Genomic DNA, 26,431 nt, shown 5'->3' with positions numbered 1-26,431 from the left:
GGGAGTGATTGATATGCAAGAAATTAATTTGCCGAAATTCGACTATACAGATACATTAGCAACCGTACTAGAAAAAGAAGCACAGGCAATATTGGATTTAAGAGATATGTTGGATGATTCAATAGATGATGCTATTCATTTAATTTTATCCTGTAAAGGGAAGGTGGTGGTTACTGGGATAGGAAAGTCAGGCATTATTGGTAGAAAGATACAGGCGACATTCTCAAGCACTGGAACTCCATCCTGCTTTTTGCATCCATCTGAAGGATTACACGGAGATTTAGGAATGGTTACTGCGGATGATGTGGTGCTTGCCATTTCCAATAGTGGAGAAAGTGATGAAGTTCTTCGGTTACTCCCTTCCATTGAAACGATTGGAGCAAAGTTGATTGCTATTACCAAAAATGTGTTTTCCACTTTAGCAATGAAGGCAAATGTTGCTTTATGTTTAGGGGAGTTTGAAGAAGCTTGTCCGTTAGGTCTAGCACCAACAACTAGTACTACGGTAACCCTTGCATTAGGAGATGCGATTGCTATTGCCTTATTAGAAGCGAGAAAGTTTAGACCAGAGGATTTCGCTCTGTATCATCCAAATGGTTCTTTAGGAAGAAAATTGTTATTAAAGGTAGATGATATTATTTTTCATACGAGGAAAAATCCCATTGTCCAAGAAGGAGATAAAGTTAAGGATGCTTTATTTGCAATGACGGATCAAGGGTTAGGAGCCGCTTCCATTGTAAATGAGAAAGATCAATTAATTGGTGTCTTGACAGATGGTGATATCCGTAGAGCATTTGCGCTCTCGATGGATGTCATGAATGAAAATGTCGAAAATTTAATCTCAGCCCCGTCCATTGTAATCGAAAAAGGTGCTTTAGCTGCTGAAGCCTTACAATTAATGGAGGATAAAGAAATAACCGTGCTGCCAATCGTTGATACCAATAATAAACCAGTTGGAATGCTCCATCTCCATGATTTAATGAAATTAGGTATCTAAGCATTTAATGGGGATTAAGTTAATTGTATTAGACGTAGATGGTGTTCTTACAGATGGGAGACTATATATTGGTTCAGACGGTACGGAGTATAAAGCATTTCATACACAGGACGGTATGGGGATTAGCCTAGCTAAACAGGTAGGAATAAAGACAGCTATTATTACAGGCAGGAAATCAAAAGCTGTCAGAAAAAGAGCAGAAGAATTGAATTTCGACTATATTTTTGAAGGAATTCACGATAAGTTAAAAACACTTCAGAAGATAATCGATGAAATAGGAATAGAGTTTGAGGAAGTATGCTATATGGGTGATGATCTCAACGATATTCCTATTTTAACAAAGGTAGGATGGCCATGCGCTCCTAAAAATGCAATTGATTTTGTGAAAAATCAAGTAGCATTTGTTGCAGAGTCTAATGGAGGAGATGGCGCAGTTCGAGAAATGATCGATTCTCTTCTCCTACAAAAATATAGTCAAGAAGAAATAGTTCAGCTATTTCTATCCAAAAAAGCAAAGATAACACAATAGTAAGTACATGGAAGTGCTAATAGAATAATGGCATTTCCTTTTTTTTATTCCGATTGATTTAGTATATATTAAGAGATATTATTATATTTGGATATGTTTAGAATCTTAAGAGTAAGGGATTTTTATTAAATTGATGAATGGTAATTAGAAATACTGAGCAACCAGCATACACGTAGACTCCTGTGGGATTAGCGAGACAGATGGGACCCTGCAGGAGTGAAACGACGAAGCGGCCCAGCGCGAGCCCCACGGAAAGCGAAGTGTGTGCTGGCTGCGGGCGTTAATCGAAATATGTTATATTAATATAACTTTGATTAGAGTTGCTTTTAAGAAGTAATTTAGCAAAAAAACAAAAAATATAAAAAACATAGTTGACAATTTATTTATCTAGTTTTATAGTTGTAATCAAATCTTACAAAATTAAATAAAAACATTTTTCTTATCCAGAGAGACGGAGGGACAGGCCCTGTGAAGTCTCGGCAGCGGATTTATATTAAATACCGTGCCAATTCCTGCAAATGCTATTCAAGCATTTGAAAGATGAGAAAAAGTAGTTTCTTTGTCTTATAAAGGCCCTGCTTTTTCTTTCTGGAAAGAAGAAGCAGGGCCTTTTTGTTTTATCGAAAAGCCTGTTTCTTCTTTACAAGATACTTATGTTTTTTACATTGCATAGGAGTTGAAGGGCAAATGATTGAATTTCAGAAGATTGCCAAAACCTTTAAGCTAGGCAGTCGCAAAGTAAATGCGGTGAAGAATGTTTCAATATCCATCGATCAAGGAGAAATTTTTGGCATTATAGGTTTCAGTGGAGCAGGAAAAAGTACATTATTACGACTTGTGAATTTATTAGAAACACCGACAACTGGAAATATACAGGTGCAAGGGGTAGATATTGCATCTCTATCTCCAAAAGAGATTCGTAAGCTTCGTAGAAGAATCGGAATGATTTTTCAAAACTTTAATCTCTTTTCATCTCGAACGGTAGCTGGTAATGTCGCCTATCCACTAAAGCTCGCAGGCTTACCGAAAAAAGAGATAAAAGAGAAAGTAACAGAGCTTTTACAATTTGTTGGCTTATCTGATAAGGCAGACGACTACCCAGAACAATTATCCGGGGGGCAAAAACAGCGGGTCGGTATTGCACGTGCCCTTGCTACTTCCCCAGATATATTAATATGTGATGAGGCAACATCTGCACTAGATCCTGATACAACTGGTGAAATACTGCGTCTATTAAAAAAGGTTAATAAGGATCTAGGTATTACGATTCTATTAATCACGCATGAGATGCATGTTATTCAGGAAATATGTGATCGAGTGGCTGTGATGGAAAATGGAGAAGTGATCGAGGCTGGCTCAGTATTTGAAGTGTTCACTAATCCAAATCATCCAACGACACAACGCTTTATCCAGTCAGTACAGCAGGATCGTCCTTCTGATACTTTATTAGCTGAATGGAGAAATAAGGGGGGCAAACAGCTATACAGGGTAATTTTTAAAGGGGAGATAGCGAGTGACCCTGTTCTATCCAAAATAACAAGAAAGTTTAATGTTGATGTCAATATCGTTTACGGATCTGTACGAGAGTTACAAGAAAAGTTTTACGGGAATCTTCTCGTATCCTTTGATGGAAGTAAGGAAAATATTTCATCCGTACTTCATGAATTAGAAACAGTAGTAACAGTTGAGGAGGTGCATGTTTAATGAAGGTAGATTGGAATACTTTCTGGCCACGTATTGTGGAATCAACAGGTGAAACGATTTTAATGGTAATTATGACGCTTATCTTAGGCTCGATTTTAGGAATCACGATTGGTTTACTTCTTTTTGTGACAAGGAAAGGAAATATTTTGGAAAATAAATTAGTTTTCCGTTTGCTAAATATCGTAATCAATATTATTCGTCCTATTCCATTTATTATTTTTTTAGTAGCAATCAGCCCGTTAACGAGAGCAGTTATTGGGACAACAATTGGGACATGGGCAGCGATATTTCCGATGACTATTGCAGCCTCCTTTGGAATTGCGAGAGTAGTAGAAAATAATTTGGTCAGTATTGATCCTGGAGTTATTGAAGCTGCTAAAGCAATGGGAGCAAGTCCTTTGCAAATTATATTTACAGTGTTAATTCCTGAAGCATTAGGACCACTTATTCTTGGCTTAACCTTTGTAACTATCAGTCTAATCGATTTTTCTGCGATGGCAGGTACTGTTGGAGGAGGCGGTCTGGGACATGTGGCGATGACATATGGTTATCAGCGTTTTGACGGAAGTGTCATGCTTGTTACCGTTATAATTCTTATCATTCTTGTCCAAATTGCTCAATGGATTGGAAATACCCTATCAAGAAAAATAATGCGACGTTAAGAGGATTAGTGCATTAACGGATAGATTTTTGTAACTTTCTAAAGTTAAAATTATACAAATTTTACTAATTAAGGAGAATGTGAGATGAAAAAATATTTTGCTATTTTACTATTATTAACAACAATTTGGGCACTTGCTGCCTGTGGGTCAGATAGTGCATCTGGTGAAGATAAAACAGTGAAGGTGAAAATAGGAGTGACGGGATCAGATGGAGAAGTTTGGCCGACTTTGAAAGAAAAAGCGAAAGCAGAAGGAATCGAAATTGAGCTAGTTGAGTTTTCTGACTATACATTACCAAATCAAGCATTAGAAAACGGAGATATTGATATTAATTCGTTTCAGCATATTGCTTTTTTAAGTCAATTTAATGAAGAAAACAAAACAGATTTAACACCAATTGGAGCAACAGTTATCGCGCCTATGGGGATTTATTCAGAAAAGGTGAAGAATGTAAGTGAAATTAAAGAAGGCGATAAAATTGCTATTCCAGACGATCCTTCAAACCAAGCACGTGCTTTAAAATTACTTGAATCAGCAGGATTAATTACATTAGCAGATGACTTTGGATTATTTGGAGATCCGTCGAAAATTACAGAGAATCCGAAAAATCTTGATATCTTGCCAATTGTTGCGCAACAAACGCCAAGAGTATTACCGGACGTAGCTGCATCTGTTATCAATAATGGTGTTGCAGGCCAAGCTGGTTTTGATCCAGTTAAAGATCCTATCTACTTAGAAGATGCAAAGGATGAAAATGCATTGCCATATGTAAACATCTTTGCAGCACGCACGAAAGATGCAAATAATGAAACATATCAGAAAATTGTAGAGCTATACCACGAAGCAGATGTTATCAAAGCAGTTGAAACAGATACAAATGGTGGTTCGATTGTAGTAGACATTCCAAAAGATGAGTTAGAAAGCCAATTTAAAGGACTTTAAGGAGGAAAAGAAAAATGAGCAGCACTTTATCAGGTCTTGATCTTATTCATGAATCCATTCAAACAAATAAAGAACTTTATATTGAAACAAGTCAATTAATTCACGCCAACCCTGAAATTGGCAACCAAGAATTTTTCGCAAGCAAAAAGCATGTTGATATTCTAAAAGCTGCAGGATTCCAAGTTGAGATTGCAGTTGCTGGACATGAAACCTCTTTTTATGCGGTTAAAGATAGCGGGATATCAGGACCAACGATTGCCTACCTTGCTGAGTATGATGCACTTCCTGGTTTAGGGCATGCTTGCGGTCATAATATTATTGGAACAACAAGTGTTGCAGCAGGAATTGCGCTTTCTCAAACACTTTCTGAAACAGGAGGAAGAGTCGTCGTTCTAGGGACTCCAGCCGAAGAGGGCGGTCCAAATGGAAGTGCGAAAGGAAGCTTTGTGAAACATGGTTACTTAAAGGATATTGATGTTGCCTTGATGATTCACCCTTCTGGTCAAACATCGTTGACTAGTGAAACGCTTGCTGTAGATCCTCTTGATTTTCACTTCTATGGAAAAGCAGCACATGCAGCTGGTTCACCAGAAAAAGGGATCAACGCCCTAGATGCAGTGATTCAATTGTTTGTCGGAATAAACGCACTTAGACAACAGCTTTCTGATGATGTACGGATTCATGGAATCATCACGAACGGCGGTGATGCACCAAACATTATTCCGGAATATGCATCTGCACGATTCTATATCCGAGCAGAATCATGGAAGAAAACAGAGGAGGTTGCTACAAAAGTACGAGCAATCGCCGAAGGAGCTGCTCTTAGTACAGGGGCATCTGTTAAAGTGGAACGATTCCAAAATGAAGTGAAAGATTTTGTCTTAAATCCAATTTTAGATGAGCTATTAAAAGAAGAATTAGAGGCAGTTGGCGAGACTGTTGTAACAAAACGATCTCGTGGAAAAGGTTCTACCGACGCTGGTAATATCAGTTATGAAGTACCAACTGCACATCCTCACATTAAAATTGGACCAGACGATCTGATTGCACATACGAATGAATTTAGAGAAGCAGCAAAATCTGAGATTGGAGATGCTGCCCTTATTAAAGGAGCAGAGGCACTTGCTAAAACTGGCTATCGCTTGCTTACAGACAGTGTACTTTTAAATCGTGTAAATAAAGCATTTGAAGCTGCAAAAAAAGAAAAGAAAAGCTCTATCTAAGTGATTTAGATTAGAATATATAATAAGGAAAAAAGAAGAAACAAATTTAGGGAATAGCACCTAAATTTGTTTCTTTTTCTTTAAAATGGATGAGAGATTATTTCGAATGGTAGGAATTAAATATATTTAGATAATATTTTGAAACATTCCAATTTTATTAATTTAACTAGTTAATCAATTAATGGATGACATTGTCTTAAATATGAGGTAACATCTAAAACTGTATATCGTTTTTAATGTATTAACAATGTTTTTTGATAACATATTAACTATATTACAATAGTTTGTTTGTCGATAAAGGATTGTTATTGCTTCTATTTAGGAGGAATTTTCTATGTCAATATTAGTTGGGATATTAGGTCTTATCGTAACGATAGCTATTGCCTTTTTATTATCAAATGATAAAAAAGGGATTAACTTCAAAGCTATTATCGTCTTATTTGTGCTTGAGTTTATCGTTGCACTTATCATGTTTAAAACGACAGTTGGACTAAAAATCGTAGAAGCTACATCCAATGGCGTTTCAAAAGTGCTTAGTTATGGGAATGAAGGGGTTAATTTTGTTACTGGAGGATTAGTTCCAGAAGGTGGAAGTGTCTTTTTTATAAATGTGCTAATGCTTATCATTTTCACTTCTACTTTATTATCTTTATTAACACACATAAGAGTTTTGCCACTAGCCATTAAATATATTGGTGGTGCGTTGGCAAAAATTACTGGGTTATCAAAGGTAGTTACATTTAACAGTATTAACTCTATCTTTTTTGGGCAATCTGAATCGTTGATTGCAATTAAGTCTCATTTAGAATCAATGAATGCAAATAAAGTATTTATTGTATGTACATCTGCTATGGCATCTGTTTCTGCATCCATTATGGGGGCGTATATGGAAATGATTCCTGCACAATTTGTGCTCGCAGCAATGATTTTAAATGCATTATCTGCATTAATTATTGCAACAATAGTGGCGCCTATTTCCAAAGAGGAAGATGAGACAATAAACGTGAAAGATGTTTCAAATACAAATTCTGTATTTGGTGCTATCTCAGCAGGTGCATTAGATGGTGGTAAAGTTGCTTTAATTGTTGCGGCAATGTTAGTTGCTTATGTTGGGTTACTTGCTTTAATTGACGGCTTCTTTACAAGCATTTTTGGTATCGGATTTACAGGAATATTAGGTTATGTATTTGCGCCGGTTGCGTGGATAATGGGAATTCCTGTTAGCGAAATTGTAACTGCTGGTTCTATCATGGGGACAAAATTAGCTGCGAACGAATTTGTAGCTATGCTGCAATTCCAGCCATTGATTGGGGAGTTATCGGAGAAAACAGTTGGAATTCTTTCTACATTCCTTGTATCTTTTGCAAACTTTTCTAGTATTGGAATAATTGCTGGATCGATTCAAGCAATTAACGCGAAAAAAGCAGATATCGTTGCGAAATTTGGTTTGAAAATGTTATTAGCAGCTACATTAGCTTCTGTTTTAACAGCGACAATCGTAGGATTATTTCAATAATAATTGGAAAAAGGGACTGCTTCTAGTCCCTTTTTTTATACATAAGTTTCTTAATTGATTTTGTTATCTATATCTGTTGTATCAACTTTAGTACCAAACCATTCTGTAAGCTTTGTTTTTGCTTTAGATTTGATATCATCATCAATGTACATAGCAACTTGAAATAAGGCAATTCCTAAAGCTCCTAAATCATCTGTGTAGCCTATGCCAACTAGAAAATCAGGTATTAAATCAATTGGTAGGATAAAATAGCCTAAAGCTCCAATAATAGTCGCCTTTACTTTTTTAGGTACATTTGGTTTTTGTAAAGTATAATACAAAAGTAAAACAGCATAAACAACAGATGAACCGGCTTTTTTACCGAATTTCGCGAGTTTCTGCCAAAATTTTTCCTCAGAATAATGCTTTTCTGCTACAGCTATTTCTTGTTCTAATTGCTCTTTTGATTCTTCCATTATGAAAGCTCCTTTCCTAATGGTTTCCATACCTATACTTATAATGATTATATTCCCTTATTCCGTATAAGTAAAATATTTACCTGTCGATTAAATATACTTATTAATTAAATTATGGAAAATACGAAGCCAGCCAAAAAAAGAAATCCATAAAGGAATACTTATGAGCATGCCGAAAAATAATCCTCTTCCTATATTGCCAGTTTCATGAGTAGGAGCGCTTTGCTCCTGCCCAATAACTGTTTGCTTTATTAATACTTCATCGTTATTTTCTTGTCTCACTTTGCTAGTCCCCTTCATCTGAATCGTCGAAGGTATATTCGGTAGCTGGCTGGCAAGAGTATGGATTGAATGGAAGATTTGCCCTCCATCTTGTACTCTGAAGCCCCTATAGCTTTGCGTCACCATTTTTCAATGATTTTGCCCTTTCGTCGATTAGTTTAATTATATACTTAAGATTAGTACGAAGTAGTTCATACTACCAGTATCTAAAGACCTATAGACGCTCGTAAATAGAAAAAAATTTCATAAATAATTAAATAAAGGTAAAGAATATAAGAAAATAATCCTTTTTTTGTATATAATTTCAAAAAAGATTTAGAGGGAGTAGAATATTAAGATTTTATTCCGCTCTCCTCTTTTGTACTTTTCTTTTTACCTTTTTTCTTGCCCCACTTAATGATAGATTGTCCATTCATTAAGCCCCATATGATGATTGGGGACAATATATTAAATGCTAGAACAAAAATAACAATAATCCACAAAAGCCATTCGGTATTTATCACATTTTTATATAGCCATGTATGGTAAAAATTCAAATTATCTCCGCCTTTACATCTGCTTCTTGTCTCTTGTTTATACGAAATAAAAACCTTTTATACATTTTCCTGTTCAGCGAATAGAAATTCCTCTAGTTGGTTATGAAGAATAATAGTAAAAAGTAAGGGTGGACGTTATGGAAACAACAAGTAAAGACAAAAGGTTCACAGCGGAATTAGAAAAAAATATAGCACAAATTAAAAGGGAATTGGGAGATAGTGTTGACCTTGTAAAGAGAAATATTTTCTTTGTAGGAAATAGAAAAGTTCCCTCGGTCCTTTTTTATATTGATGGACTTGCTAGTGTAGAGCATGTGGAAAAGGTAATCGATGCGATGATGTATGAAGGAAATGAATTTATTAAAAGAAACGAATTAATGATTTCTGATCTTCAGACTTTAATTGAGCAACATGTTTTAATGAATACCTCCTTTTCCATGATTGAAGAAGTAGAAAAGGCGCTTATCGCAATCCTTTCTGGTGATAGCATTCTATTTGTAGATGGATGTGAAAAAGCTTTTCATATCCAAACAAAAGGTTGGGATACTAGAAGTGTTGATGAGCCTCAGACAGAACAGGTTGTCCGTGGATCTAGAGATGGATTCACCGAAAATATACGGACAAATACTGCGCTAGTGAGAAGAAGAATCCGTGATCCGGAGCTGCGACTTGAAACAATGAGTGTTGGGTTACGCACTAGAACAGATATAAATATTGCATATATTAACGGAGTAGTTAAAAAAGGTTTAGTAGATGAAGTAAAGAAGCGGTTGAATGCTATCAAAATTGATGGGATTTTAGAAAGTGGATACATAGAGGAAATGATTGCTGATTCCCCTTTTTCTCCGTTTACTACGGTTATGAGTACAGAAAGACCTGATAAAGTGGCTTCTGCGTTGTTAGAAGGAAGAGTAGCCATTTTTGTTGATAATACGCCCTTTGTTTTAGTAGTACCTACTTATTTTTGGCAATTTTTACAGGCGAGTGATGACTATTATATGGGATTTATGGCAGGGAGCTTTTTCCGGATCATCCGCTATATTGCCTTTGTTATTAGTCTTACGCTTACTTCTATTTATGTCATGTTAGTAAGCTTCCATCAGGAAATGATTCCGACTCCGTTAGCTTTAACCATAGCATCTGGGAGAGAAATAGTCCCTTTTCCCGTACTTCTGGAAGCACTATTAATGGAGATTACCTTTGAGTTAATGCGGGAAGCAGGTCTAAGGATGCCAAAACCGGTAGGGCAAGCTGTAAGTATTGTGGGGTCCCTTGTAATTGGACAGGCTGCAGTTCAGGCAGGGATTGTCTCTCCTTTTATGGTTATTGTAGTAGCAGTAACTGGAATATCATCCTTTGCCATACCAAATTACTCAGCCTCCTACTCTATTCGGTTAATCCGTTTTCCGTTATTAATTGCATCAGGGTCACTTGGATTGCTTGGTTTTTCCGTTATGTTTGCGTTATTGGCCATCCATGCATTAAGTATTCGTTCTTTTGGAGAATCCTATTTAGCACCTGCCACTCCTTTTCAACCAAATGATCAGAAGGATACACTTATTCGCTTTCCTTGGTGGGCAATGAAAAAAAGGCCTCAGCTTGCAGATGGTGACACAATAAAATTAGGTGCCCATCAGAAGCCAAAACCGCCAAATAAAGTGAAGAATCCTTTAGAGATGAGTAAAGATAATCAGGAAGAATCAGGAGAGAAAAATAGCGAACAAAAGGATAAATCGAAGGATGAAAGCCGAGACACTAGCGATATAACAGGGTTGAGAAGATGGAAAAAGAAAAGTGGGAGCAATAAAGGAGAGAAAAGAAAGGAATGAAGCGAGCTAATCTATTAATTTCAATTTTTTTTATTTCTTTGTTATTAACTGCTTGTGCGGGTAAAAGAGAAATCAATGATCTTGCCCTCGTTATGGCGGTTGGAATTGATCAAGGTTCAAAGGATGGCACCATAAAAATAACTGCACAAGTTTCTAGACCAGGAGATGCAAGGGGACAGACTGGTGCGCCTACAGGTCAATCAGGAGAAACGTCATGGAATGTTGAAGCAGAGGGAGAGACTATTTTTGAAGCGATTCGAAATTTGACTGGTATTTCGTCGCGAAGAGTATTTTGGGCGCATAATTTTATTATTGTGATAAATGAAGAAGTAGCCAAAGAAGGTATTGGGCATATTATTGATTTTTTTACAAGAAACCCAGAACTTAGAATGAGAACGTTGGTAGCATTAACTCCAGATAAGGCAAGTGAAGTTACAGCAACGATAACAAGCTTGGAAGTAGTTCCTGGAGAGGCACTAAGTAAATTATTTCGATATACCGATATTTCAACTCTTGCCCCTCATACTGAAATAAAAGATTTATTAGCAGCATATTTAAGTGAATCAACAGAGCCAATACTTGCCAGGTTGTCTCTAGAAGAAAGAAAAATTGATGGTCTTAAACCAGAGGAAGGGGCAAAAGTGAAACAGATTGAGTTATCTGGAGCAGGTGTGTTTAATAACGATAAATTAGTAGGAGTTTTACAAGCAAATGAATTGCAAGGAATTATCTTATTTAGAGATAAAATCGAATCGGGAGTAGTAGTAGTTGCTTGTCCAAAAGACCCGAAGAGTGAGATTAGTGTCGAATTAAATAAACAAACGTTTGATGTTGAACCGATGTATAAAAATGATGAAGTTAGTTTTGATGCTAAACTCAAGGCTACTATAACGGTAGTGGAAGCTGGTTGCCCTTTTTCCATAAATGATAAAAAGGCTATCGAACAGATAGAAAAATCTGTGGAAGTTAAATTAAAAGATGACATCAATAAGTCTATTGAGAAAATCCAGAAGGAATATAAAGCAGATGTATTAGAATTAGGAAAAGTATTTCAAAATAAATATCCATATGAATGGAAGAGTATGAAAAAAGACTGGACAAATATTTTTTCAAATGCAGAGATAAATGTAAGCGTCCATGCAAATGTAGAAAGTGGTTCATTATTATTCCAGCCTACAATATCTGGTAAAGAAGAAAGGAAGGAAGAATAATGAAAGTGCAAATTACCAATGGGATGTTCATGGCATTAATAATCAATATGCTTTATGCAAAATCTATCGGCATGACTCAAGGAATAATGGCGCGTGAAGTGAAAGGAGATATTTGGCTTTCAACGTTCTTTTCCACTTTTCAGGGTCTTCTTCTGATAGCACTAATCGTTATTGTGATGAGACGGATACCTGAAGGAGATTTAATTGATCAATTTCACCGGATTTTAGGGAAATTTCCCGGGAAACTTGTCGCTATTTCTGTGTTTGTTTTTTTTGTAGGAGCATATGGGAGTATTATGGCGACATTTGTTTTTCATTTAAAAGATTATTTCTTGCCGGAAGCTCCTACTATTTTATTTGTGTTAGCTGCTTTCTTAATAGGTGTTTATGCTATTCACTTTGGGATTGAAGTGGTCGCAAGAATGGCTTTAATTGGCGTATTCTCTGTTATTGCCTTAAATATCTTGTTAATGCTTGGATCTCTTAGTAATTTTGATATAAGAGAACTTCTGCCCGTTTTTCAATCTGGATTTAAAGAAACCGTATGGGCAAGCAGACATCATGATACGGATTATGCGATGGCTGCAATGATGGTATGTATGATTCTTCCTTTAGTAAGAGATAAGCAGACTTGGATAAAATCTTCCACTGCTGGTGTTTTTTATGGAGGAATGATTATTGTCATGTGGCCAATTCTTGAAACTGGTGTACTAACTGCAGATGTTGCAGCCCAGTATATTGTTTCCTGTATGCAAATGGCAAGAAGTGCGGAAATTGGTTTGTTTATCCATCGTTATGAAATGATTATGATTGCGTTTTTTGCGTTATCCATTTTAACACAAATTATTATGACGTTTCTCTGTTCATCCATCGCCGTTCAAAAGCTATTAGGATTAAAAGATTATCGTCCAGTTATTATTCCAGTAGGACTTATTTTGAGTGGCTCTTGCTATTGGCTGGTAAAGGATCATCATCGAGCTATGCACTTTATTGAAGGACCGTGGGTGATGTTGAGTATTGGAACTGTAGTTGGGTTAGTTTCTATCCTGTGCCTTGCTGGTTTGATTTTTCGGAAGAAATGGAAAACGAATTATGAGGTAAAGCAATAGTTGCCTACATTCTAAATAGGTAGAAATGCTAGAAACTTGCACCTTGATTGGGCAAATTGCATAGATTAATACATCAAAAAAGAAAGGGGGAAAATGATGTATTTTCAACAGTATTATCCTCACTATATACAACATGCTAATCCACAACAACAAAATAGAATTGTCATCTCGCCGATTGGTGGAGGAACTGGTTTAACGCTTCAACCGATTGGTGGAGGAACTGTTCCACATTTACCACCATTCGGAGGAGGCGTATTACCGCCATTCCCTGGAGGAGAAATGCCGCCAACTGGTCCTGGGGGGCATCCAGTTCATCCAGATGGTCCAAATATTGGGGGTGGAGCAGATCACGGACCGCCATCAACACCTCCTCCATCCTTTACACCACAATTAAATCAGTCACATGTTAGTACTTTTGCCGTTGATTCCGGATCAATGAGACCTTGTCTGTTCCGCTTTACGTACGTATGGCTAGAAAATGGTCGAGGATTTTGGTTCTATCCAACTTTTGTGGGACGCCACTCTATCGCAGGGTATCGTTGGAGAATGAATCGTTGGTCTTACTACGGTACAGATACTAGTCGCATCCGTTCTTTCCAGTGTACTTAAAAATAGTAGAGAGGTGAACCTATTATATGGTCACCTCTTCTTTTAATTGATTATAGTTGCCTATTCCAATAAATAATTAGTGTCAATACAAACAACAAAGGAATTATTTTACGTCAGCAATTATTTGTTCTTTAAAGTGAATCGCTTCCTCTTCTAAGTAAAAGGCTTTTATGGCAACTTCTATTGCTAATCGATTAGACGAATCCATAAAATTGCCGCCTAGTATTCCTTCTAGCTTATCGATTCGGTGATAAAGAGTCTGTCGCACGATAAACAATCGCTCGGAAGCTTCTTTTTTATTACCGTTACAATCTAAATAGATGGCGAGTGTTTTAAGAAGTTCACTTCTATTCAATCGATCATACTCCATCACTTTTCCCAGATGAATGTGGATATATTCTTTCATTATTTTCGTTTTTAATAAAGGAAGTATTAGATGATAAATTCCTATTTGCTCATAATTATGGCAATCAATTAATTTTTTTTGCTTTAATAGGATGATTTGCTTTGCTTCTTCATAGGCAGTTTTTGCTTTTATTGGTTCTTGGTGGATAGAACTAATGCCAAAAATAGATTGTGCAGGAAAGTAGTCTTCTGTAAGCACTGTTAATTTTTCAGTGATTTGTTGCCAATTTATTTTTTCTATTTTTGGGGGATTCATATAGATCAGTACTATTAATTCTTGATGTCGGTAGGAGATGACTGGATGAAATCCTAATTTCTTAAAAAAAGGACGTAATAAAGTTAAGAGGTAGAGTTTAAATTCATCTCCTTTTCTAGTACTCCCATGCTCTTCTTCTAGTAGTGGCCAGCAAATCAATCGGAAAGAATGGGAAAAACAGTACATAGGTAGAATGTTCTTTAGCTGATTACTTTCCAAGGTATCCAAATTTAGGAGTGAATGGATAAGCTCTGCCTCATCGCTTTGCTTCCGCTCTTCTATTGTACGATTGCGTAGGAGAATATGAGACAGTGCGATGGATGCTCGATCTAACATAAGGGCAGTAAGCTCAGTAGAGGGAAATTGTTTATTTTCAATAAGAAGATAGCCCCAAATTTGTTCGAATAGTCGTACTGTATTTAAGCAATACGATTTGTTATTTAACGGAAAGGTTGTTAATTCTTTAGTATCGTTCAGATGGTTATGTATATATTCTCTAATGGTTCTTTCTGTTTCCCCTTGATTAGTAGGATAATAGTATTTTTCATTGTTTGTAATAAAAAAACAAGGAGATTGGAAATAAAGTGATAGCTCCTGAAGGATTTTTAAAATTCCATTTGGTTGCAGGGAAAGCTTATTTAAATTTTGAGATAAGCGATCCAAATCTAACATGTTTTGATGATGACGATTAATTAACAGAGAATGAATATCTTGAGTTATATCAATAAATCTTACTGTTTTCTCAAAAATAATAATTGGATAATTTTTTTTTTCTGCTAACGATAAAAGATTACTAGGGATATCTTGAAAAAAAGAGCCTAGTTCAATGCATAATCCAGCAGTATGTTTATTTATCAATGTTTCTACATAGTTACTTTGATTACTAGAATTTAATAAACCAATACCAGTAGTTAAAATTAATTCACCTCCGTTGATAAATAAATCGATATCTTTCACTTCTAATATATGACACCATTTAATTACTCTATTTAATCCATTTACACCTGTCAGTACTTTCGCGTGCTGAAACGTATTTCGTTTTAATGCTTCTTTTACTGTTAATTCACCAAGAACCATTTTAAGCACCTTCCTATTTGTAAAATAAAAGATTAAAACATTTGACACCATGTAAAATGAAAATAGTGAGAATAATCTGTAAATTATATAGTATCTTAGTTAACAAGCATCGTCAATTAATTGTCCTTTTGTTTGGTGGCAAAAAAGTACGTATGCTTAACTTGTTTGTAAGGAGCTGGTTCCATGGAAAAAGCAAAGGTGGATTCATTAATCGAAAAGGACCAAGGCAATGTTTGGCATCACATTTCTCCATATGTTGAAGAGAACCCAGCAATGATTGCTGTTAAAGGGGAAGGATCATGGATTATCGATCATAATGGAAATCGCTATTTAGATGGAATGTCTGGACTTTGGTGTGTCAATATTGGCTATGGGAGAGAGGAATTGGCAAAAGCTGCTTATGACCAAATGAAAGAGCTATGCTATATGCCGTTAACACAGAGTCATATTCCAGCTATAAAACTTGCAGAGAAAATCAATGAATGGTTAGAAGGGGAATATATGATTTTCTATTCAAATAGTGGATCGGATGCGAATGAGGTTGCCTTCAAATTAATTCGTCAGTATCATCAGCAAAATGGAGAGCATGGTCGCTTTAAATTTATTTCTAGACATCGTGCCTATCACGGAAGTTCAATGGGGGCATTGTCGGCAACGGGACAGGCATTGCGAAAATATAAATATGAACCGCTTGCTAGTGGATTTCTTCACGTAACACCTCCTGATTCCTATCGCAGACCAGAAAATATGTCAGTGGAGGCGTATCATCTTATGCTGATTGAAGAATTGGAGAGAAAAATAATTTGGGAGCAAAAAGAGACAATCGCAGGGATTATTATGGAGCCATTCATTACAGGTGGTGGAGTATTAATACCGCACCAGACTTATATGGAAAAGGTACAAGAGCTTTGTAAGAAATATGGAATCTTACTTATCATGGATGAAGTTATTTGTGGGTTTGGAAGAACTGGTAAGAAATTCGGTCACCAACATTTTAACATTAAGCCGGATATTGTAACGATGGCCAAGGGACTAACTAGCGCTTATTTACCTTTATCTGTAACAGCTGTAAAAAAAGAAATATTTGAGAAGTTTAAAGGGACAGAAGAAAATGTCCATTTTCGCCATATTAATACATTTGGTGGGAATCCATCATCCTGTGCTGTAGCCTTGAAAAATCTCGAAATATTAGAAAAGGAAAATTTAGTAGAAAAATCTGCCCAAAGTGGAAAATATCTTTTAGAACAACTGAAAATTGGCTTAAATAGTCATCCGAATGTGGGAGATATAAGAGGATTAGGACTAGTCATAGGAATAGAGTTAGTCGAAGATAAACTTTCCAAAGTTCCTGTTTCCCCTAAATTTATAGCTAAGATTGTTACTGAATGTAAAAAAGAAGGACTAATTATTGGGAAAAACGGTGACACCGTTGATGGATACAATAATATTCTGACGCTTAGCCCACCTTTATCATCAACGGAAGATGACCTAACCTTTATTGTTTCTATCTTGATGAAAGTACTACAAAATAATCAATTGGCTCAGAAGGTTCTATCCAAATAGAAATTAAATTACCAACAGATATTATGAAAGAAAATCTAACATATTTAGTAGTGTTTTTTAAGAAAAAAGTAGTATATTGTTAATTTTCTATAAAAAACATTTACTAAATATGGATGTCAGATTATAATAGGGAAATCTTATCCTATAAATGTTATGAAAATTAACATCATCATAATTAACTTCTCCGTCGTTAAACATCAATACAATTAATCTACTTTTTTCTTCAACAAAAAATACTTACTAACATTCATTTATTACACAACACAAGGTACAAAGTTTCTTTGTTATAAAAGAATCTAATTAGTTCTAACATAAGTGCATTGTATTTTTTCTTCATTTGCTATTAACCAACTTGAAGGAGGGCGATTATGAGAAAATCTAACGTTACGTTTTCTTATGAACAATTATTATCTAATTTCTCTGAAGTAGAAGCATCATTATCGAAACAGGAGGCATTAGAAGAAGCAAATCGTTGTCTTTATTGTTATGATGCACCTTGTATTACTGCTTGTCCAACTGGTATCGATGTACCTAGTTTTATTAAAAAAATAGCTTCAGGAAATTTGAAAGGATCTGCGAAAACAATTATGTCAGCTAATCCTGTCGGAGCAAGTTGTTCCAGAGTTTGTCCGACAGAAGAATTGTGTGAGGGAGCGTGTGTGCTGAACAACTCAACAAAACCAATTATGATAGGTAATCTTCAACGATATGCAACCGATTGGGCGATGAAAAATAACGAGGTACTCTTTAAACGCAATGTTCCTCCAACGAATAAAAGCATCGCAATTGTAGGTGGTGGTCCAGCAGGACTTTCAGCAGCAAGAGAACTGGCGTTACTCGGATATAATGTAACTATTTTTGAAGCAGAAAGTAATGCGGGAGGTTTAAATACATATGGGATTGTCTCTTTCCGTCTTCCGAAAGAAGTTTCTTATTGGGAAGTAGAACAAGTAAGAAATTTAGAAGTGAAAATCAGAACGAACACGAGAGTTGGGGAGGATATTTCCGTACAAGAGATTCTTGAAAACTATGACTCTGTTTTGTTGGCTATTGGAATGGCGAATGTACCGAATATAGGAATTCCAGGAGAATCGTTAATTGGCGTTTATGATGCAATTGAGTTTGTAAAAGAAACAAAGACGAAACCGTTATCGACGCATTTAGCTGGAAAGAAGATTGCTGTAATTGGTGCTGGAAACACAGCAATAGACGCGGCTACCTGTTCCATACGCTTAGGAGCTGAAAATGTCAAAATTGTCTATCGACGGACAGAAGCAGAAATGACGGCTTATGATTTTGAGTATGAATTTGCTAAACAGGACGGTGTTGAATTTAGATGGCTAACAGCTCCGAAAAAAATAATTGGGAATGAAAAGGGCGAGGTTATCGGTTTAGAGTGTGTGAAAATGATGCTTGGAGAACCAGATGTAGATGGTCGAAGAAGGCCAATTGAAATAGAAAACTCGACTTTTATATTGGAAGTGGATGCTGTTATTAAGGCGATTGGGCAATCCAGATATATCGATTTAATCGAGGAATTCGGAGTAGAACATGATCAAGGAGTTGTCCAAATTCATTCTACGACATATCAAACAAGTAATAGGAAGGTATTTGCTTGTGGTGATGTTATTTTTGGAAAAGGGCAAGGTGAGGCAATGGTTGTATCTGCAGCACAGCAAGGGAAGGAAAGTGCCTATCGTATTCACCAATCTTTTCTTTCAAAACAGATGGAAACTGCATAATAAAGGAGGAATAATAGCATGGCAGACTTACATGTTGATTTAGCTGGTATTCAATCGCCGAATCCTTTTTGGCTAGCATCTGCTCCGCCAACGAACTCTGGTTATCAAGTGCAACGTGCGTTTGAAGCAGGATGGGGAGGTGCAGTATGGAAAACACTGGGAGAGCCGATTTTGAATGTTTCCTCTAGGTTTGCGGCCGTAAGTTTTAACGGGCAAAGAGTTGCGGGATTTAATAACATCGAATTAATCACCGACAGACCTTTAGATATAAATTTAAAAGAAATTTATGAAACTAAGAAAAAATTTCCGAATCATGCAGTAGTTGCTTCCTTGATGGTGGAACCAAAGCAAGAAAAATGGCATGAAATTGTGAAGAAAGTAGAGGCGGTAGGTGTTGATGGCTTAGAACTTAATTTTGGTTGTCCACATGGAATGGCCGAAAGAGGAATGGGATCTGCATCTGGGCAAGTGCCGGAATTAGTAGAAAAACAGACATATTGGGTGAAGGAAGTAGCAAAAACCCCAGTCATCGTAAAGTTAACCCCTAATATAACGGATATCACTGCCACGGCAGAAGCAGCAGTGAATGGAGGGGCAGATTCGATTAGTATGATAAATACAATCAATAGCCTGGCAGGAGTAGATATTGATACATGGGATACGATTCCCCATGTTGCTGGAAAAGGAGCACATGGGGGCTATTGTGGACCAGCTGTAAAGCCGATTGCTTTACATATGGTAGGAGAATGTGCAAGAAATCCCCTAATTAATATTCCTATTTCAGGAATCGGCGGAATCTCCAATTGGCAAAACGCAGTGGAGTTTATGCTAATGGGAGCAACAAATGTTCAAATTTGCACAGCTGCTATGCACCATGGTTTCCGAATCGTTGAAGATATGATTGATGGATTGAATAATTATTTAGATGATAAACAGATTCCATCTGTCATGGAATTAATAGGCAAATCTGTACCGAAATATTCAGACTGGGGAAATTTAGATTTAAATTATCAAATGGTTGCACAAATCAATAATGATGTTTGCATCAATTGCAATAAATGTCATATTGCTTGTGAAGATACAAGTCATCAATGTATTGACATGCTTAAGGATAGTAATGGAAAAAGCTATTTAAAGGTTAGGGAAGAGGATTGTGTAGGTTGCAATCTATGTTCGATTGTATGTCCAGTTGATGGGGCGATTGAAATGATAGAAGTAGCGAATGGAATGCCACCGATGACATGGAATGAACGCCAATTGGCTGTTAGTGCATTTGGGATAGGCAATAAGTAATTATCTACTGTTGTAAAGGTTAGTAGGAAGACAAAAATGATTGGAGGAATGAAAATGAAAAAAATAATTAAAAATGGCTGTATTGTGACGGCAACTGACACATACGTTGCAGATATCGCAATCGAAAATGGAGTAATTACGCAAATTGCTGAGAACGTAACAGACCTTCAGTCAGAAATCATTGATGCAAAAGGCTTATATGTTTTTCCAGGAGGCATCGATCCACATACGCATTTAGATATGCCTTTTGGTGGTACAACAACAAAGGATGATTTTGAAACAGGAACAATGGCTGCAGCATTTGGCGGCACTACTTCTATCATTGATTTTTGTTTGACTACAAAGGGAAGTAGCTTAAAAAGCGCAGTCGATGCTTGGCATGCTAAAGCTGATGAAAAAGCAGTGATTGATTATGGATTTCATTTGCAGATAGTAGAAGTAACGGATCAGGTGCTAGAGGAATTACCGGAAATGATAACTGAGGAAGGCATAACGTCTTTAAAAGTGTTTATGGCTTATAAGAATCAATTTCAAGCAGATGATGAGACATTGTTTAAGACACTCATAGCAGCAAAGGAATTAGGCGCATTAGTAATGGTTCATGCTGAAAATGGAGATGTAATTGATTATTTGGTAAAAAAAGCTTTGGCAGAAGGAAATACGGAACCCATTTATCATGCACTAACAAGACCACCGGAAGCAGAAGGGGAGGCAACAGGTAGAGCGGCAACTTTAACGCAGTTAGCTAATTCACAGCTTTATGTTGTTCATGTTTCCTGTGCGGAAGCAGTTAAACAATTAGAAGAAGCGAGAAAAAAAGGAGTAGACATTTGGGGAGAAACATGTCCGCAATATTTAGTATTAGATCAAACTTATTTGGAAAAGCCTAACTTTGAAGGGGCAAAATATGTTTGGTCTCCTCCATTAAGAGAAGCATGGAATCAAGAAGTGTTATGGAATGCATTAAAAAATGGCCAACTACAAACGTTAGGATCAGATCAATGTTCCTTTGATTTTAAAGGGCAAAAGGATTTAGGAAAAGGAGATTTTTCCAAAATACCGAATGGAGGTCCAATCATTGAAGATAGAATGAGTATTTTATTTTCAGAAGGAGTAAAAAAAGGGAAAATTAGCATCAATCAGTTTGTAGAGATAACTTCAACTAGAGCTGCCAAGTTATTTGGATTATATCCGAAAAAAGGAACGATTGCGATTGGTGCAGATGCTGATATCGTCTTATTTAATCCGGAAGTAGAAAGAATAATCTCTGCTGAATCCCATCATATGGCTGTTGATTATAATCCGTTTGAAGGCATGGAGATAGAAGGGGAGCCAATTACGGTATTATCTAAAGGGGAATATGTGATTAAAAATAAAGTATTTGTAGGGAAGGCTGGGAATGGTCAATATTTAAAGCGAGCAAAGTATGGAGAAGTAATACCGGCAAAAAGTGAATCTTTAACAATAAAGTAATTTACGAGTTGTAAATTCTTAATATTCTGAATAATAGGAAGGTGTTTTGTATGTCCCAAAAAAGTAATTATTTAAAATCGCCTGATTTATTGCCAATTAGTCATGAAAAACGAAATATTGGTCCTTTTGGATTTGCGGTTATTTGGGTAGGAATGGCAATTGTGCTTGCGGCATTCGCTATTGGCGGAGGCGGAATAATAAACCTTCCTTTAGGAATGGTTATATTAGCAACTATTCTAGGTTCAGTAGCGATAGGAATATTAATGACCATTATTGGAGATATAGGGGTGGAGCATGGGCTCTCCTTCCCTGTATATATGAGGGCTCCTTTTGGAACAATTGGCACTCACATTCCTTCCGTTGTAAGGGGAGTTACTGCCGCCTGCTGGTTTGGAATCAATACGTATTTTGGTTCGACTGCCATTAACGCCATTCTAAACTTATTATTTGGCTTTGATAATTGGCTTTTATGCTTTTTTCTTTTTGCCGGATTGCAATTATTAAATACTTCTTTAGGCATAAAATCAATTGAACGATTCGCTGATTTAGCAGCGCCAATTATTATTCTAATCTCATGCTGGATGTATGTAGCTTTATCTGATAAAGCCATTGCAGAAGGAAAAGATGTATGGACATGGGTGGAAAGTCCTGTAACGGGGGGAGCTGCTTTTACAGCATTTATGGTAATTGTTATGAGCAATATGGGTTTTTGGGCAACTTTAGCTGCCGATATGCCTTCACTTTCTAGGTTTTTTAAAGCACCAAAGGAGGAAAGGAATTGGTTTAAACGAAATAAAACACAGCTATTAGGAAGTATCGTTGTGATGCCAATTGTGAACACATTTATGATTATCATTGGAGCAGTATCCTATATGGCTGTTTCTAACGCAGATCCTGTAGTTGCGTTGCAAGAAGCAGCAAGTGGTTTCGCATTAGGAATCTTATTATTAATGATTGTTCTTGCTCAATGGTCTACGAATACATCTGCCAATGTTATACCGGCAGCTACAATTTTTTCAAATGTTGGCGGACCGAAAATGCCGTTTTGGGTGGGAGTAGTGATTGCTGGAATTATTGGTGTGATTGCACAGCCATGGAGTTTATTTGAAGTGTTAAATAGTGCTTTGCTTGTTATCGGTGGAATTTTAACCTCAATTGTAGGGATTTTGTTTGCAGATTACTATCTTTTAAGAAAAAGAAGGGTAAATGTAATAGATTTATATGAACCACATGGACAATTTCGATATATGAAAGGCATAAATCTCGCAGGATTCATTGCTTGGATTGTCGGTGGCGTGCTTGCTAATCTGCTTTCCTCCTATTCGTCCATCGTTGGTTTTGTTGTAGGAGCTGGGCTTTATTATGTATTAGCGAAATATTGGTGGTTTAAAAAATATCCACAAGCTGAAATAGAAGATCCAAGTGATGAAAAATATTTAGGAATTACAGTCAGTCATGATTGGTATATTGATGGAGCAGAAGAGGAAGTTTCAGGGCTAGAGGATGCGATTGCGGAAAGAGTTTAGTTTAAAGAGGAGGAGTAAATATGTCCGACTATCAGCAATTTTTACATGAGCGTGATCAAATAGATTATTTTATATCAGACGGATATCAAATAAAAAATATAATAGAAGATTTAAATGGTGCCATTATCCAATTAGAAAAATATGATAGGAGCAATAGCTTAGTAGAGAAACAAATGCTACGAATCCATACTGCTGATGGGAGAAAATATTTTTCCGTACTTTTACTAGAACAATTAAAAATGCAGCATACTTCCAATAGTTAAAAAAGGAGTGGATAAATCAATGGAAGGACAAAAGATATTAGTGAATGGAGAACGGTTAAAAGCTTCATTAGAGAAATTTGCTGATTTTGGTCGGACCGAAAATAATGGGGTTACTAGACTTGCTTTATCGAAAGAGGATGAGGAGGCTAGAAATTATTTTCAAAGTTGTTGTGAGGAACTGGGGATGACTATTAGCATTGATGATATGGGAAATATGTATGCACTTTTGGAAGGAGAAACAGAGAAACCGCCAATTGTAATGGGATCTCATTTAGATTCTGTGAAAAAGGGTGGTCGATTTGATGGCGTATTTGGAGTAGCTGCTGGTCTTGAAGTAATCAGAACGATTGTAGACAATAACATTAAACCAATGATTCCATTAATGCTTGTTAATTTCACCAATGAGGAAGGGGCAAGGTTTGAACCTTCTATGATGGCTTCCGGGGTTATTACAGGAAAATTTAATAAAGAATTAATGATGCAAAAAAGAGATGAAAATGGAATTAGTTTTGAACAGGCATTAAAATCGATTGGCTATGATGGAGATTATAATAATCGATTGAAAAAAGCTACAGCTTTATTAGAAATGCATATTGAACAAGGGCCAGTTTTAGAAGCAGAGAAGCTAAATATTGGTATTGTAGAATGTGTTGTTGGTATGGTCTGCTACGAAATAACAGTCAGTGGAGATTCGAATCATGCTGGCACGACGCCAATGTCGATGAGAAATGATGCTCTGTTTGCTGCTAATAATGTAATAACGCAAATAAGAGAGAAGCTTGGCAAATTGGATAAGGAATTAGTTTTTACGATAGGTAGAATGAATACCTATCCAAATATTCATACTGTTATTCCAAATAAAGTTGTTTTTACATTAGAGGCACGACATAAGGACACACTTATTATGAAACAGGTGGAGAGTGTAATTAAAGCTTTAGATACTACTGCTGAACTAGAGGGTTGCAGCATGACAGCAATAAAACTATGGGATAGAAATACTGTCTGGTTTGATGAAACGATTTTAGAGCATATAGAGAAGTCGGTAAACTCCTTAAAATATTCATATAAAACAATGGCGAGTGGTGCCGGTCATGATGCCCAATTTATGGCAAGTATTGTCCCTACAGCGATGATTTTTGTACCAAGTATAAATGGAAAAAGTCACTGTGAGGAGGAGCTTACACGATGGGAGGATTGTGAGAAGGGGGTAAATCTATTATTAGAAACGGTATTAAGCTTAGAGAAATAAATATTAAAATGTTAGGGAATATGAAACAGGAATGTTGAATAAGTATTTATTGAGGCTAGCCTAAGTATGGGCTAGCTTCCATTTTTTTATCGAAAGGAGAGATACAGTAGTTATGGCTTGTTCTAGCAGGGTTCATTCATTGGTGTTCATTATTTTGAAGAATTTATCTTGTTGTTTTGAGAGAAAGTTGTTCTATAAAAGAAACAAAATAGTGAAAAAGTTGTGAAGTTTGATTGACTGTTAGTTATTATCATGATAAAATGTTCTTAAATAAGAACATTTGACGTTGGTGGAAAACCAAAATGAAATGACTATTTTTTTGCTCTTTTTGTTCTTTTTAAAGAACGGATGGTTATAGGTAAGTAGAAGCTGATGAAGTCTAACATAGCATTATGAAGAAAATGAAAGTTGGTGGATTCATTGTCGTTAGTAGTGGAAGAGGAAAAAGGGAGTATATCGTTTTTTAGCATGCCTGGTGTAAAGAAATCGTATATGAAACCGAGAATTATTGCATTAATTCCTGCTCACAACGAAGAGAAATCGATAAGAGATTGTTTAGCTGGTTTAAACGATCAATTGCTTCCAAAAGGCGTAGAGTTAGATGTTTATGTCATCGCAGATAATTGTACGGATCGAACAGAGGAAAAAGCAATTAAGGCAGGCGAAGAATTTGGTTTAAATCTCAAAGTGATTGTTACAGAAGGAAATAAACTTCGTAAAGTGGGTGCTTTAAATAGTGGGTGGAAATTATTGTATGGAGATGTTATGGATTTCTATCATATACAATTAACCGAATCACAAGAATTATATAAACAAAGTATTAAAGCAATTCTCGGGATGGATGCGGATAGTCGATTAGCCCCTAACTGTTTAAAGTACCTTTGGGAAGGGCTGATGAGTGGACGCAACATTGGGGGAGTAATGGCAAAGTATACAATGCGTATGCCAAAAAAGAAGAGCTTGTTAAGTAAACATGATGTCTACTATGAAGAAAAGATAGCTAGCGGCGAGTATGGTGGCCCGATTAGTAGATGGTGGACACATCAGCAAAAACAAGATATGGCAAGCTGGCTGTTAGATCTTCAGTATAATGGCGGCAGTACATATGTACTTGGAGGTCAAGCAACACTATTTCGACCAGAAGCATTACAAGAAGTAGTAAACCATAATAAATTAGATGGACCTTGGCAAAATGATAGTGACGTGGAAGATATGCTGCTTACTTGGCAATTGCAAAAATCTGGATGGAAGACGCTTATTAGTCCAAAAGGACGTTGTTTTGTAGATGCTATGCGTTCCTACCATACATTTAGGGAGCAACGAAATAAGTGGAATTCTGGGACCGTTGAATTACTTACAAATAAAGATTTAAGTATTCATACCCGACATAAGGGGAAAATTTGGCGAAATCAGTTAAAGTCATTATCGGATTTAGTAATACGAGTACTATTTGTTGTTTTATTGAGTGTTGCATTAGCGACAGATCAATTTTATTGGTCCTGGATTTGGTTAACGCCAATTGTATTAGCATCTATTCTTAATACGATTCTTGCCATCAAAACACCGATGCATCGGACAATAGATGTCATATTTGCAGCGTTATTAATTGCTCCTGAAATTTATTTATGGGTAAATTTAATGACATTTAGTCAAGTGTGGTTGCAAAAGCTATCTTCTAATAAGAAGGATGGATGGGCAAATCAATATGCTGCAGAGACAGGTAAAACGCGTAGTAAATTAGCCCAAGGAATGTTGCTTGGAACAATTACTATATTAATTATCGGGTATGTATGCTACTATTATCGTGATTTTCTAACGAGTGAGGCTCTTCAACAATCGATTAATCCATATTTGATGGGTGGTTGGATAACATTAACATACTTAACGATTATAAAATCATTAATGATGGCTTATCAAATTTGGACATTACGAGGGAGACATTCAGCCTAGGTATTAAAGAAGAAACGTTTGGATAATAAA

Annotated in this window: 23 protein-coding genes and 2 riboswitches; of the genes, 19 read left to right on the top strand and 4 right to left on the bottom strand. The window is 36.3% G+C overall.

Annotation, left to right across the window (positions count from 1 at the left end):
- Positions 1–13 precede the first annotated feature (13 nt).
- The 7 genes from NYE52_RS18600 to NYE52_RS18570 all read left to right on the top strand — a co-directional run bounded on the left by NYE52_RS18600 (position 14) and on the right by NYE52_RS18570 (position 7,573).
- The gene (locus NYE52_RS18600; RefSeq protein ID WP_341194426.1) at positions 14–997 is read left to right on the top strand and encodes a KpsF/GutQ family sugar-phosphate isomerase; all 984 of its coding nucleotides are present in this window, start codon (positions 14–16) and stop codon (positions 995–997) included.
- Between the two features lie 7 nt (positions 998–1,004).
- Entirely contained in the window at positions 1,005–1,526 is a 522-nt protein-coding gene (locus NYE52_RS18595) for a KdsC family phosphatase (protein WP_341194425.1), read from the top strand.
- Positions 1,527–1,962: 436 nt separating this feature from the next.
- A riboswitch (SAM riboswitch) is annotated at positions 1,963–2,073 on the top strand.
- A gap of 140 nt (positions 2,074–2,213) precedes the next feature.
- Positions 2,214–3,230 carry a methionine ABC transporter ATP-binding protein gene (locus NYE52_RS18590; RefSeq protein ID WP_341194424.1) on the top strand — a complete coding sequence of 339 codons (1,017 nt, stop codon included), beginning with the start codon at positions 2,214–2,216 and terminating at the stop codon, positions 3,228–3,230.
- Positions 3,230–3,892 (top strand): methionine ABC transporter permease, encoded by a 663-nt coding sequence (locus tag NYE52_RS18585; RefSeq protein ID WP_341194423.1) that lies wholly within the window; start codon positions 3,230–3,232, stop codon positions 3,890–3,892. Before NYE52_RS18590 ends, NYE52_RS18585 begins: the two co-directional genes overlap by 1 nt.
- An 84-nt stretch (positions 3,893–3,976) precedes the next feature.
- Complete coding sequence (locus tag NYE52_RS18580) at positions 3,977–4,834, top strand: MetQ/NlpA family ABC transporter substrate-binding protein (RefSeq protein ID WP_341194422.1); 858 nt, start codon at positions 3,977–3,979, stop codon at positions 4,832–4,834.
- A gap of 14 nt (positions 4,835–4,848) precedes the next feature.
- Positions 4,849–6,057, top strand: coding sequence for a M20 family metallopeptidase (locus tag NYE52_RS18575; protein WP_341194421.1), 1,209 nt, complete (start codon positions 4,849–4,851; stop codon positions 6,055–6,057).
- Positions 6,058–6,391: 334 nt separating this feature from the next.
- Complete coding sequence (locus NYE52_RS18570; protein ID WP_341194420.1) at positions 6,392–7,573, top strand: NupC/NupG family nucleoside CNT transporter; 1,182 nt, start codon at positions 6,392–6,394, stop codon at positions 7,571–7,573.
- 50 nt (positions 7,574–7,623) lie between these two features.
- Here NYE52_RS18570 and NYE52_RS18565 read toward each other — a convergent pair whose 3' ends face one another.
- The 3 genes from NYE52_RS18565 to NYE52_RS18555 all read right to left on the bottom strand — a co-directional run bounded on the left by NYE52_RS18565 (position 7,624) and on the right by NYE52_RS18555 (position 8,846).
- A complete protein-coding gene (locus NYE52_RS18565; protein ID WP_341194419.1) occupies positions 7,624–8,028 on the bottom strand; it encodes a YkvA family protein in 405 nt (134 codons plus the stop codon).
- 90 nt (positions 8,029–8,118) lie between these two features.
- Complete coding sequence (locus NYE52_RS18560; protein WP_341194418.1) at positions 8,119–8,310, bottom strand: hypothetical protein; 192 nt, start codon at positions 8,308–8,310, stop codon at positions 8,119–8,121.
- Positions 8,311–8,347: 37 nt separating this feature from the next.
- Positions 8,348–8,463: riboswitch (cyclic di-GMP riboswitch) on the bottom strand.
- Positions 8,464–8,642: 179 nt separating this feature from the next.
- Entirely contained in the window at positions 8,643–8,846 is a 204-nt protein-coding gene (locus NYE52_RS18555; RefSeq protein ID WP_341194417.1) for a hypothetical protein, read from the bottom strand.
- A gap of 137 nt (positions 8,847–8,983) precedes the next feature.
- On the opposite strand from NYE52_RS18555, the gene NYE52_RS18550 reads away from it, so the two are divergent.
- From NYE52_RS18550 to NYE52_RS18535, 4 genes are all read left to right on the top strand, one after another.
- Complete coding sequence (locus NYE52_RS18550; RefSeq protein ID WP_341194416.1) at positions 8,984–10,675, top strand: spore germination protein; 1,692 nt, start codon at positions 8,984–8,986, stop codon at positions 10,673–10,675.
- Complete coding sequence (locus tag NYE52_RS18545; RefSeq protein WP_341194415.1) at positions 10,672–11,886, top strand: Ger(x)C family spore germination protein; 1,215 nt, start codon at positions 10,672–10,674, stop codon at positions 11,884–11,886. The genes NYE52_RS18550 and NYE52_RS18545 overlap by 4 nt, the downstream gene beginning before the upstream one ends.
- Positions 11,886–12,995, top strand: coding sequence for a GerAB/ArcD/ProY family transporter (locus tag NYE52_RS18540; protein WP_341194414.1), 1,110 nt, complete (start codon positions 11,886–11,888; stop codon positions 12,993–12,995). The genes NYE52_RS18545 and NYE52_RS18540 overlap by 1 nt, the downstream gene beginning before the upstream one ends.
- A gap of 96 nt (positions 12,996–13,091) precedes the next feature.
- The gene (locus tag NYE52_RS18535; RefSeq protein WP_341194413.1) at positions 13,092–13,604 is read left to right on the top strand and encodes a hypothetical protein; all 513 of its coding nucleotides are present in this window, start codon (positions 13,092–13,094) and stop codon (positions 13,602–13,604) included.
- Positions 13,605–13,707: 103 nt separating this feature from the next.
- Here the strand turns inward: NYE52_RS18535 and NYE52_RS18530 are convergent, their stop codons facing one another.
- Positions 13,708–15,342 carry a PucR family transcriptional regulator gene (locus NYE52_RS18530; RefSeq protein ID WP_341194412.1) on the bottom strand — a complete coding sequence of 545 codons (1,635 nt, stop codon included), beginning with the start codon at positions 15,340–15,342 and terminating at the stop codon, positions 13,708–13,710.
- A 183-nt stretch (positions 15,343–15,525) separates the two neighbouring features.
- On the opposite strand from NYE52_RS18530, the gene NYE52_RS18525 reads away from it, so the two are divergent.
- The 8 genes from NYE52_RS18525 to NYE52_RS18490 all read left to right on the top strand — a co-directional run bounded on the left by NYE52_RS18525 (position 15,526) and on the right by NYE52_RS18490 (position 26,401).
- Positions 15,526–16,905, top strand: coding sequence for an aspartate aminotransferase family protein (locus NYE52_RS18525; RefSeq protein ID WP_341194411.1), 1,380 nt, complete (start codon positions 15,526–15,528; stop codon positions 16,903–16,905).
- Positions 16,906–17,273: 368 nt separating this feature from the next.
- On the top strand, positions 17,274–18,647 hold the full coding sequence (locus tag NYE52_RS18520) for an NAD(P)-dependent oxidoreductase (RefSeq protein WP_341194410.1): 1,374 nt from the start codon (positions 17,274–17,276) through the stop codon (positions 18,645–18,647).
- A gap of 18 nt (positions 18,648–18,665) precedes the next feature.
- Positions 18,666–19,940, top strand: coding sequence for an NAD-dependent dihydropyrimidine dehydrogenase subunit PreA (gene preA / locus NYE52_RS18515; RefSeq protein WP_341194409.1), 1,275 nt, complete (start codon positions 18,666–18,668; stop codon positions 19,938–19,940).
- A gap of 54 nt (positions 19,941–19,994) precedes the next feature.
- Positions 19,995–21,413: a dihydropyrimidinase gene (gene hydA / locus NYE52_RS18510; protein ID WP_341194408.1), complete on the top strand. Its 1,419-nt coding sequence runs from the start codon at positions 19,995–19,997 to the stop codon at positions 21,411–21,413.
- 50 nt (positions 21,414–21,463) lie between these two features.
- Positions 21,464–22,939 carry an NCS1 family transporter gene (locus NYE52_RS18505; protein WP_341194407.1) on the top strand — a complete coding sequence of 492 codons (1,476 nt, stop codon included), beginning with the start codon at positions 21,464–21,466 and terminating at the stop codon, positions 22,937–22,939.
- Positions 22,940–22,959: 20 nt separating this feature from the next.
- Positions 22,960–23,202, top strand: coding sequence for a hypothetical protein (locus NYE52_RS18500; protein ID WP_341194406.1), 243 nt, complete (start codon positions 22,960–22,962; stop codon positions 23,200–23,202).
- A gap of 19 nt (positions 23,203–23,221) precedes the next feature.
- Positions 23,222–24,451: a Zn-dependent hydrolase gene (locus NYE52_RS18495; protein WP_341194405.1), complete on the top strand. Its 1,230-nt coding sequence runs from the start codon at positions 23,222–23,224 to the stop codon at positions 24,449–24,451.
- A gap of 468 nt (positions 24,452–24,919) precedes the next feature.
- Positions 24,920–26,401 carry a glycosyltransferase family 2 protein gene (locus NYE52_RS18490; protein WP_341195232.1) on the top strand — a complete coding sequence of 494 codons (1,482 nt, stop codon included), beginning with the start codon at positions 24,920–24,922 and terminating at the stop codon, positions 26,399–26,401.
- Positions 26,402–26,431 lie beyond the last annotated feature (30 nt).

Source organism: Niallia sp. FSL W8-0635 (genome assembly GCF_038007965.1).
Taxonomy (GTDB): Bacteria; Bacillota; Bacilli; order Bacillales; family Cytobacillaceae; genus Niallia.
Note: the sequence above shows the minus strand (reverse complement) of the source record. Positions and strands in the feature narration are given on the sequence as shown.

Bases quoted from the DNA above. Each gene is read 5' to 3' on its own strand.
- NYE52_RS18600 (WP_341194426.1), top strand. From the start codon at position 14: ATGCAAGAAATTAATTTGCCGAAATTCGACTATACAGATACATTAGCA.
- NYE52_RS18595 (WP_341194425.1), top strand. From the start codon at position 1,005: ATGGGGATTAAGTTAATTGTATTAGACGTAGATGGTGTTCTTACAGAT.
- NYE52_RS18590 (WP_341194424.1), top strand. From the start codon at position 2,214: ATGATTGAATTTCAGAAGATTGCCAAAACCTTTAAGCTAGGCAGTCGC.
- NYE52_RS18585 (WP_341194423.1), top strand. From the start codon at position 3,230: ATGAAGGTAGATTGGAATACTTTCTGGCCACGTATTGTGGAATCAACA.
- NYE52_RS18580 (WP_341194422.1), top strand. From the start codon at position 3,977: ATGAAAAAATATTTTGCTATTTTACTATTATTAACAACAATTTGGGCA.
- NYE52_RS18575 (WP_341194421.1), top strand. From the start codon at position 4,849: ATGAGCAGCACTTTATCAGGTCTTGATCTTATTCATGAATCCATTCAA.
- NYE52_RS18570 (WP_341194420.1), top strand. From the start codon at position 6,392: ATGTCAATATTAGTTGGGATATTAGGTCTTATCGTAACGATAGCTATT.
- NYE52_RS18565 (WP_341194419.1), bottom strand. From the start codon at position 8,028: ATGGAAGAATCAAAAGAGCAATTAGAACAAGAAATAGCTGTAGCAGAA.
- NYE52_RS18550 (WP_341194416.1), top strand. From the start codon at position 8,984: ATGGAAACAACAAGTAAAGACAAAAGGTTCACAGCGGAATTAGAAAAA.
- NYE52_RS18545 (WP_341194415.1), top strand. From the start codon at position 10,672: ATGAAGCGAGCTAATCTATTAATTTCAATTTTTTTTATTTCTTTGTTA.
- NYE52_RS18540 (WP_341194414.1), top strand. From the start codon at position 11,886: ATGAAAGTGCAAATTACCAATGGGATGTTCATGGCATTAATAATCAAT.
- NYE52_RS18535 (WP_341194413.1), top strand. From the start codon at position 13,092: ATGTATTTTCAACAGTATTATCCTCACTATATACAACATGCTAATCCA.
- NYE52_RS18530 (WP_341194412.1), bottom strand. From the start codon at position 15,342: ATGGTTCTTGGTGAATTAACAGTAAAAGAAGCATTAAAACGAAATACG.
- NYE52_RS18525 (WP_341194411.1), top strand. From the start codon at position 15,526: ATGGAAAAAGCAAAGGTGGATTCATTAATCGAAAAGGACCAAGGCAAT.
- NYE52_RS18520 (WP_341194410.1), top strand. From the start codon at position 17,274: ATGAGAAAATCTAACGTTACGTTTTCTTATGAACAATTATTATCTAAT.
- preA (WP_341194409.1), top strand. From the start codon at position 18,666: ATGGCAGACTTACATGTTGATTTAGCTGGTATTCAATCGCCGAATCCT.
- hydA (WP_341194408.1), top strand. From the start codon at position 19,995: ATGAAAAAAATAATTAAAAATGGCTGTATTGTGACGGCAACTGACACA.
- NYE52_RS18505 (WP_341194407.1), top strand. From the start codon at position 21,464: ATGTCCCAAAAAAGTAATTATTTAAAATCGCCTGATTTATTGCCAATT.
- NYE52_RS18500 (WP_341194406.1), top strand. From the start codon at position 22,960: ATGTCCGACTATCAGCAATTTTTACATGAGCGTGATCAAATAGATTAT.
- NYE52_RS18495 (WP_341194405.1), top strand. From the start codon at position 23,222: ATGGAAGGACAAAAGATATTAGTGAATGGAGAACGGTTAAAAGCTTCA.
- NYE52_RS18490 (WP_341195232.1), top strand. From the start codon at position 24,920: ATGCCTGGTGTAAAGAAATCGTATATGAAACCGAGAATTATTGCATTA.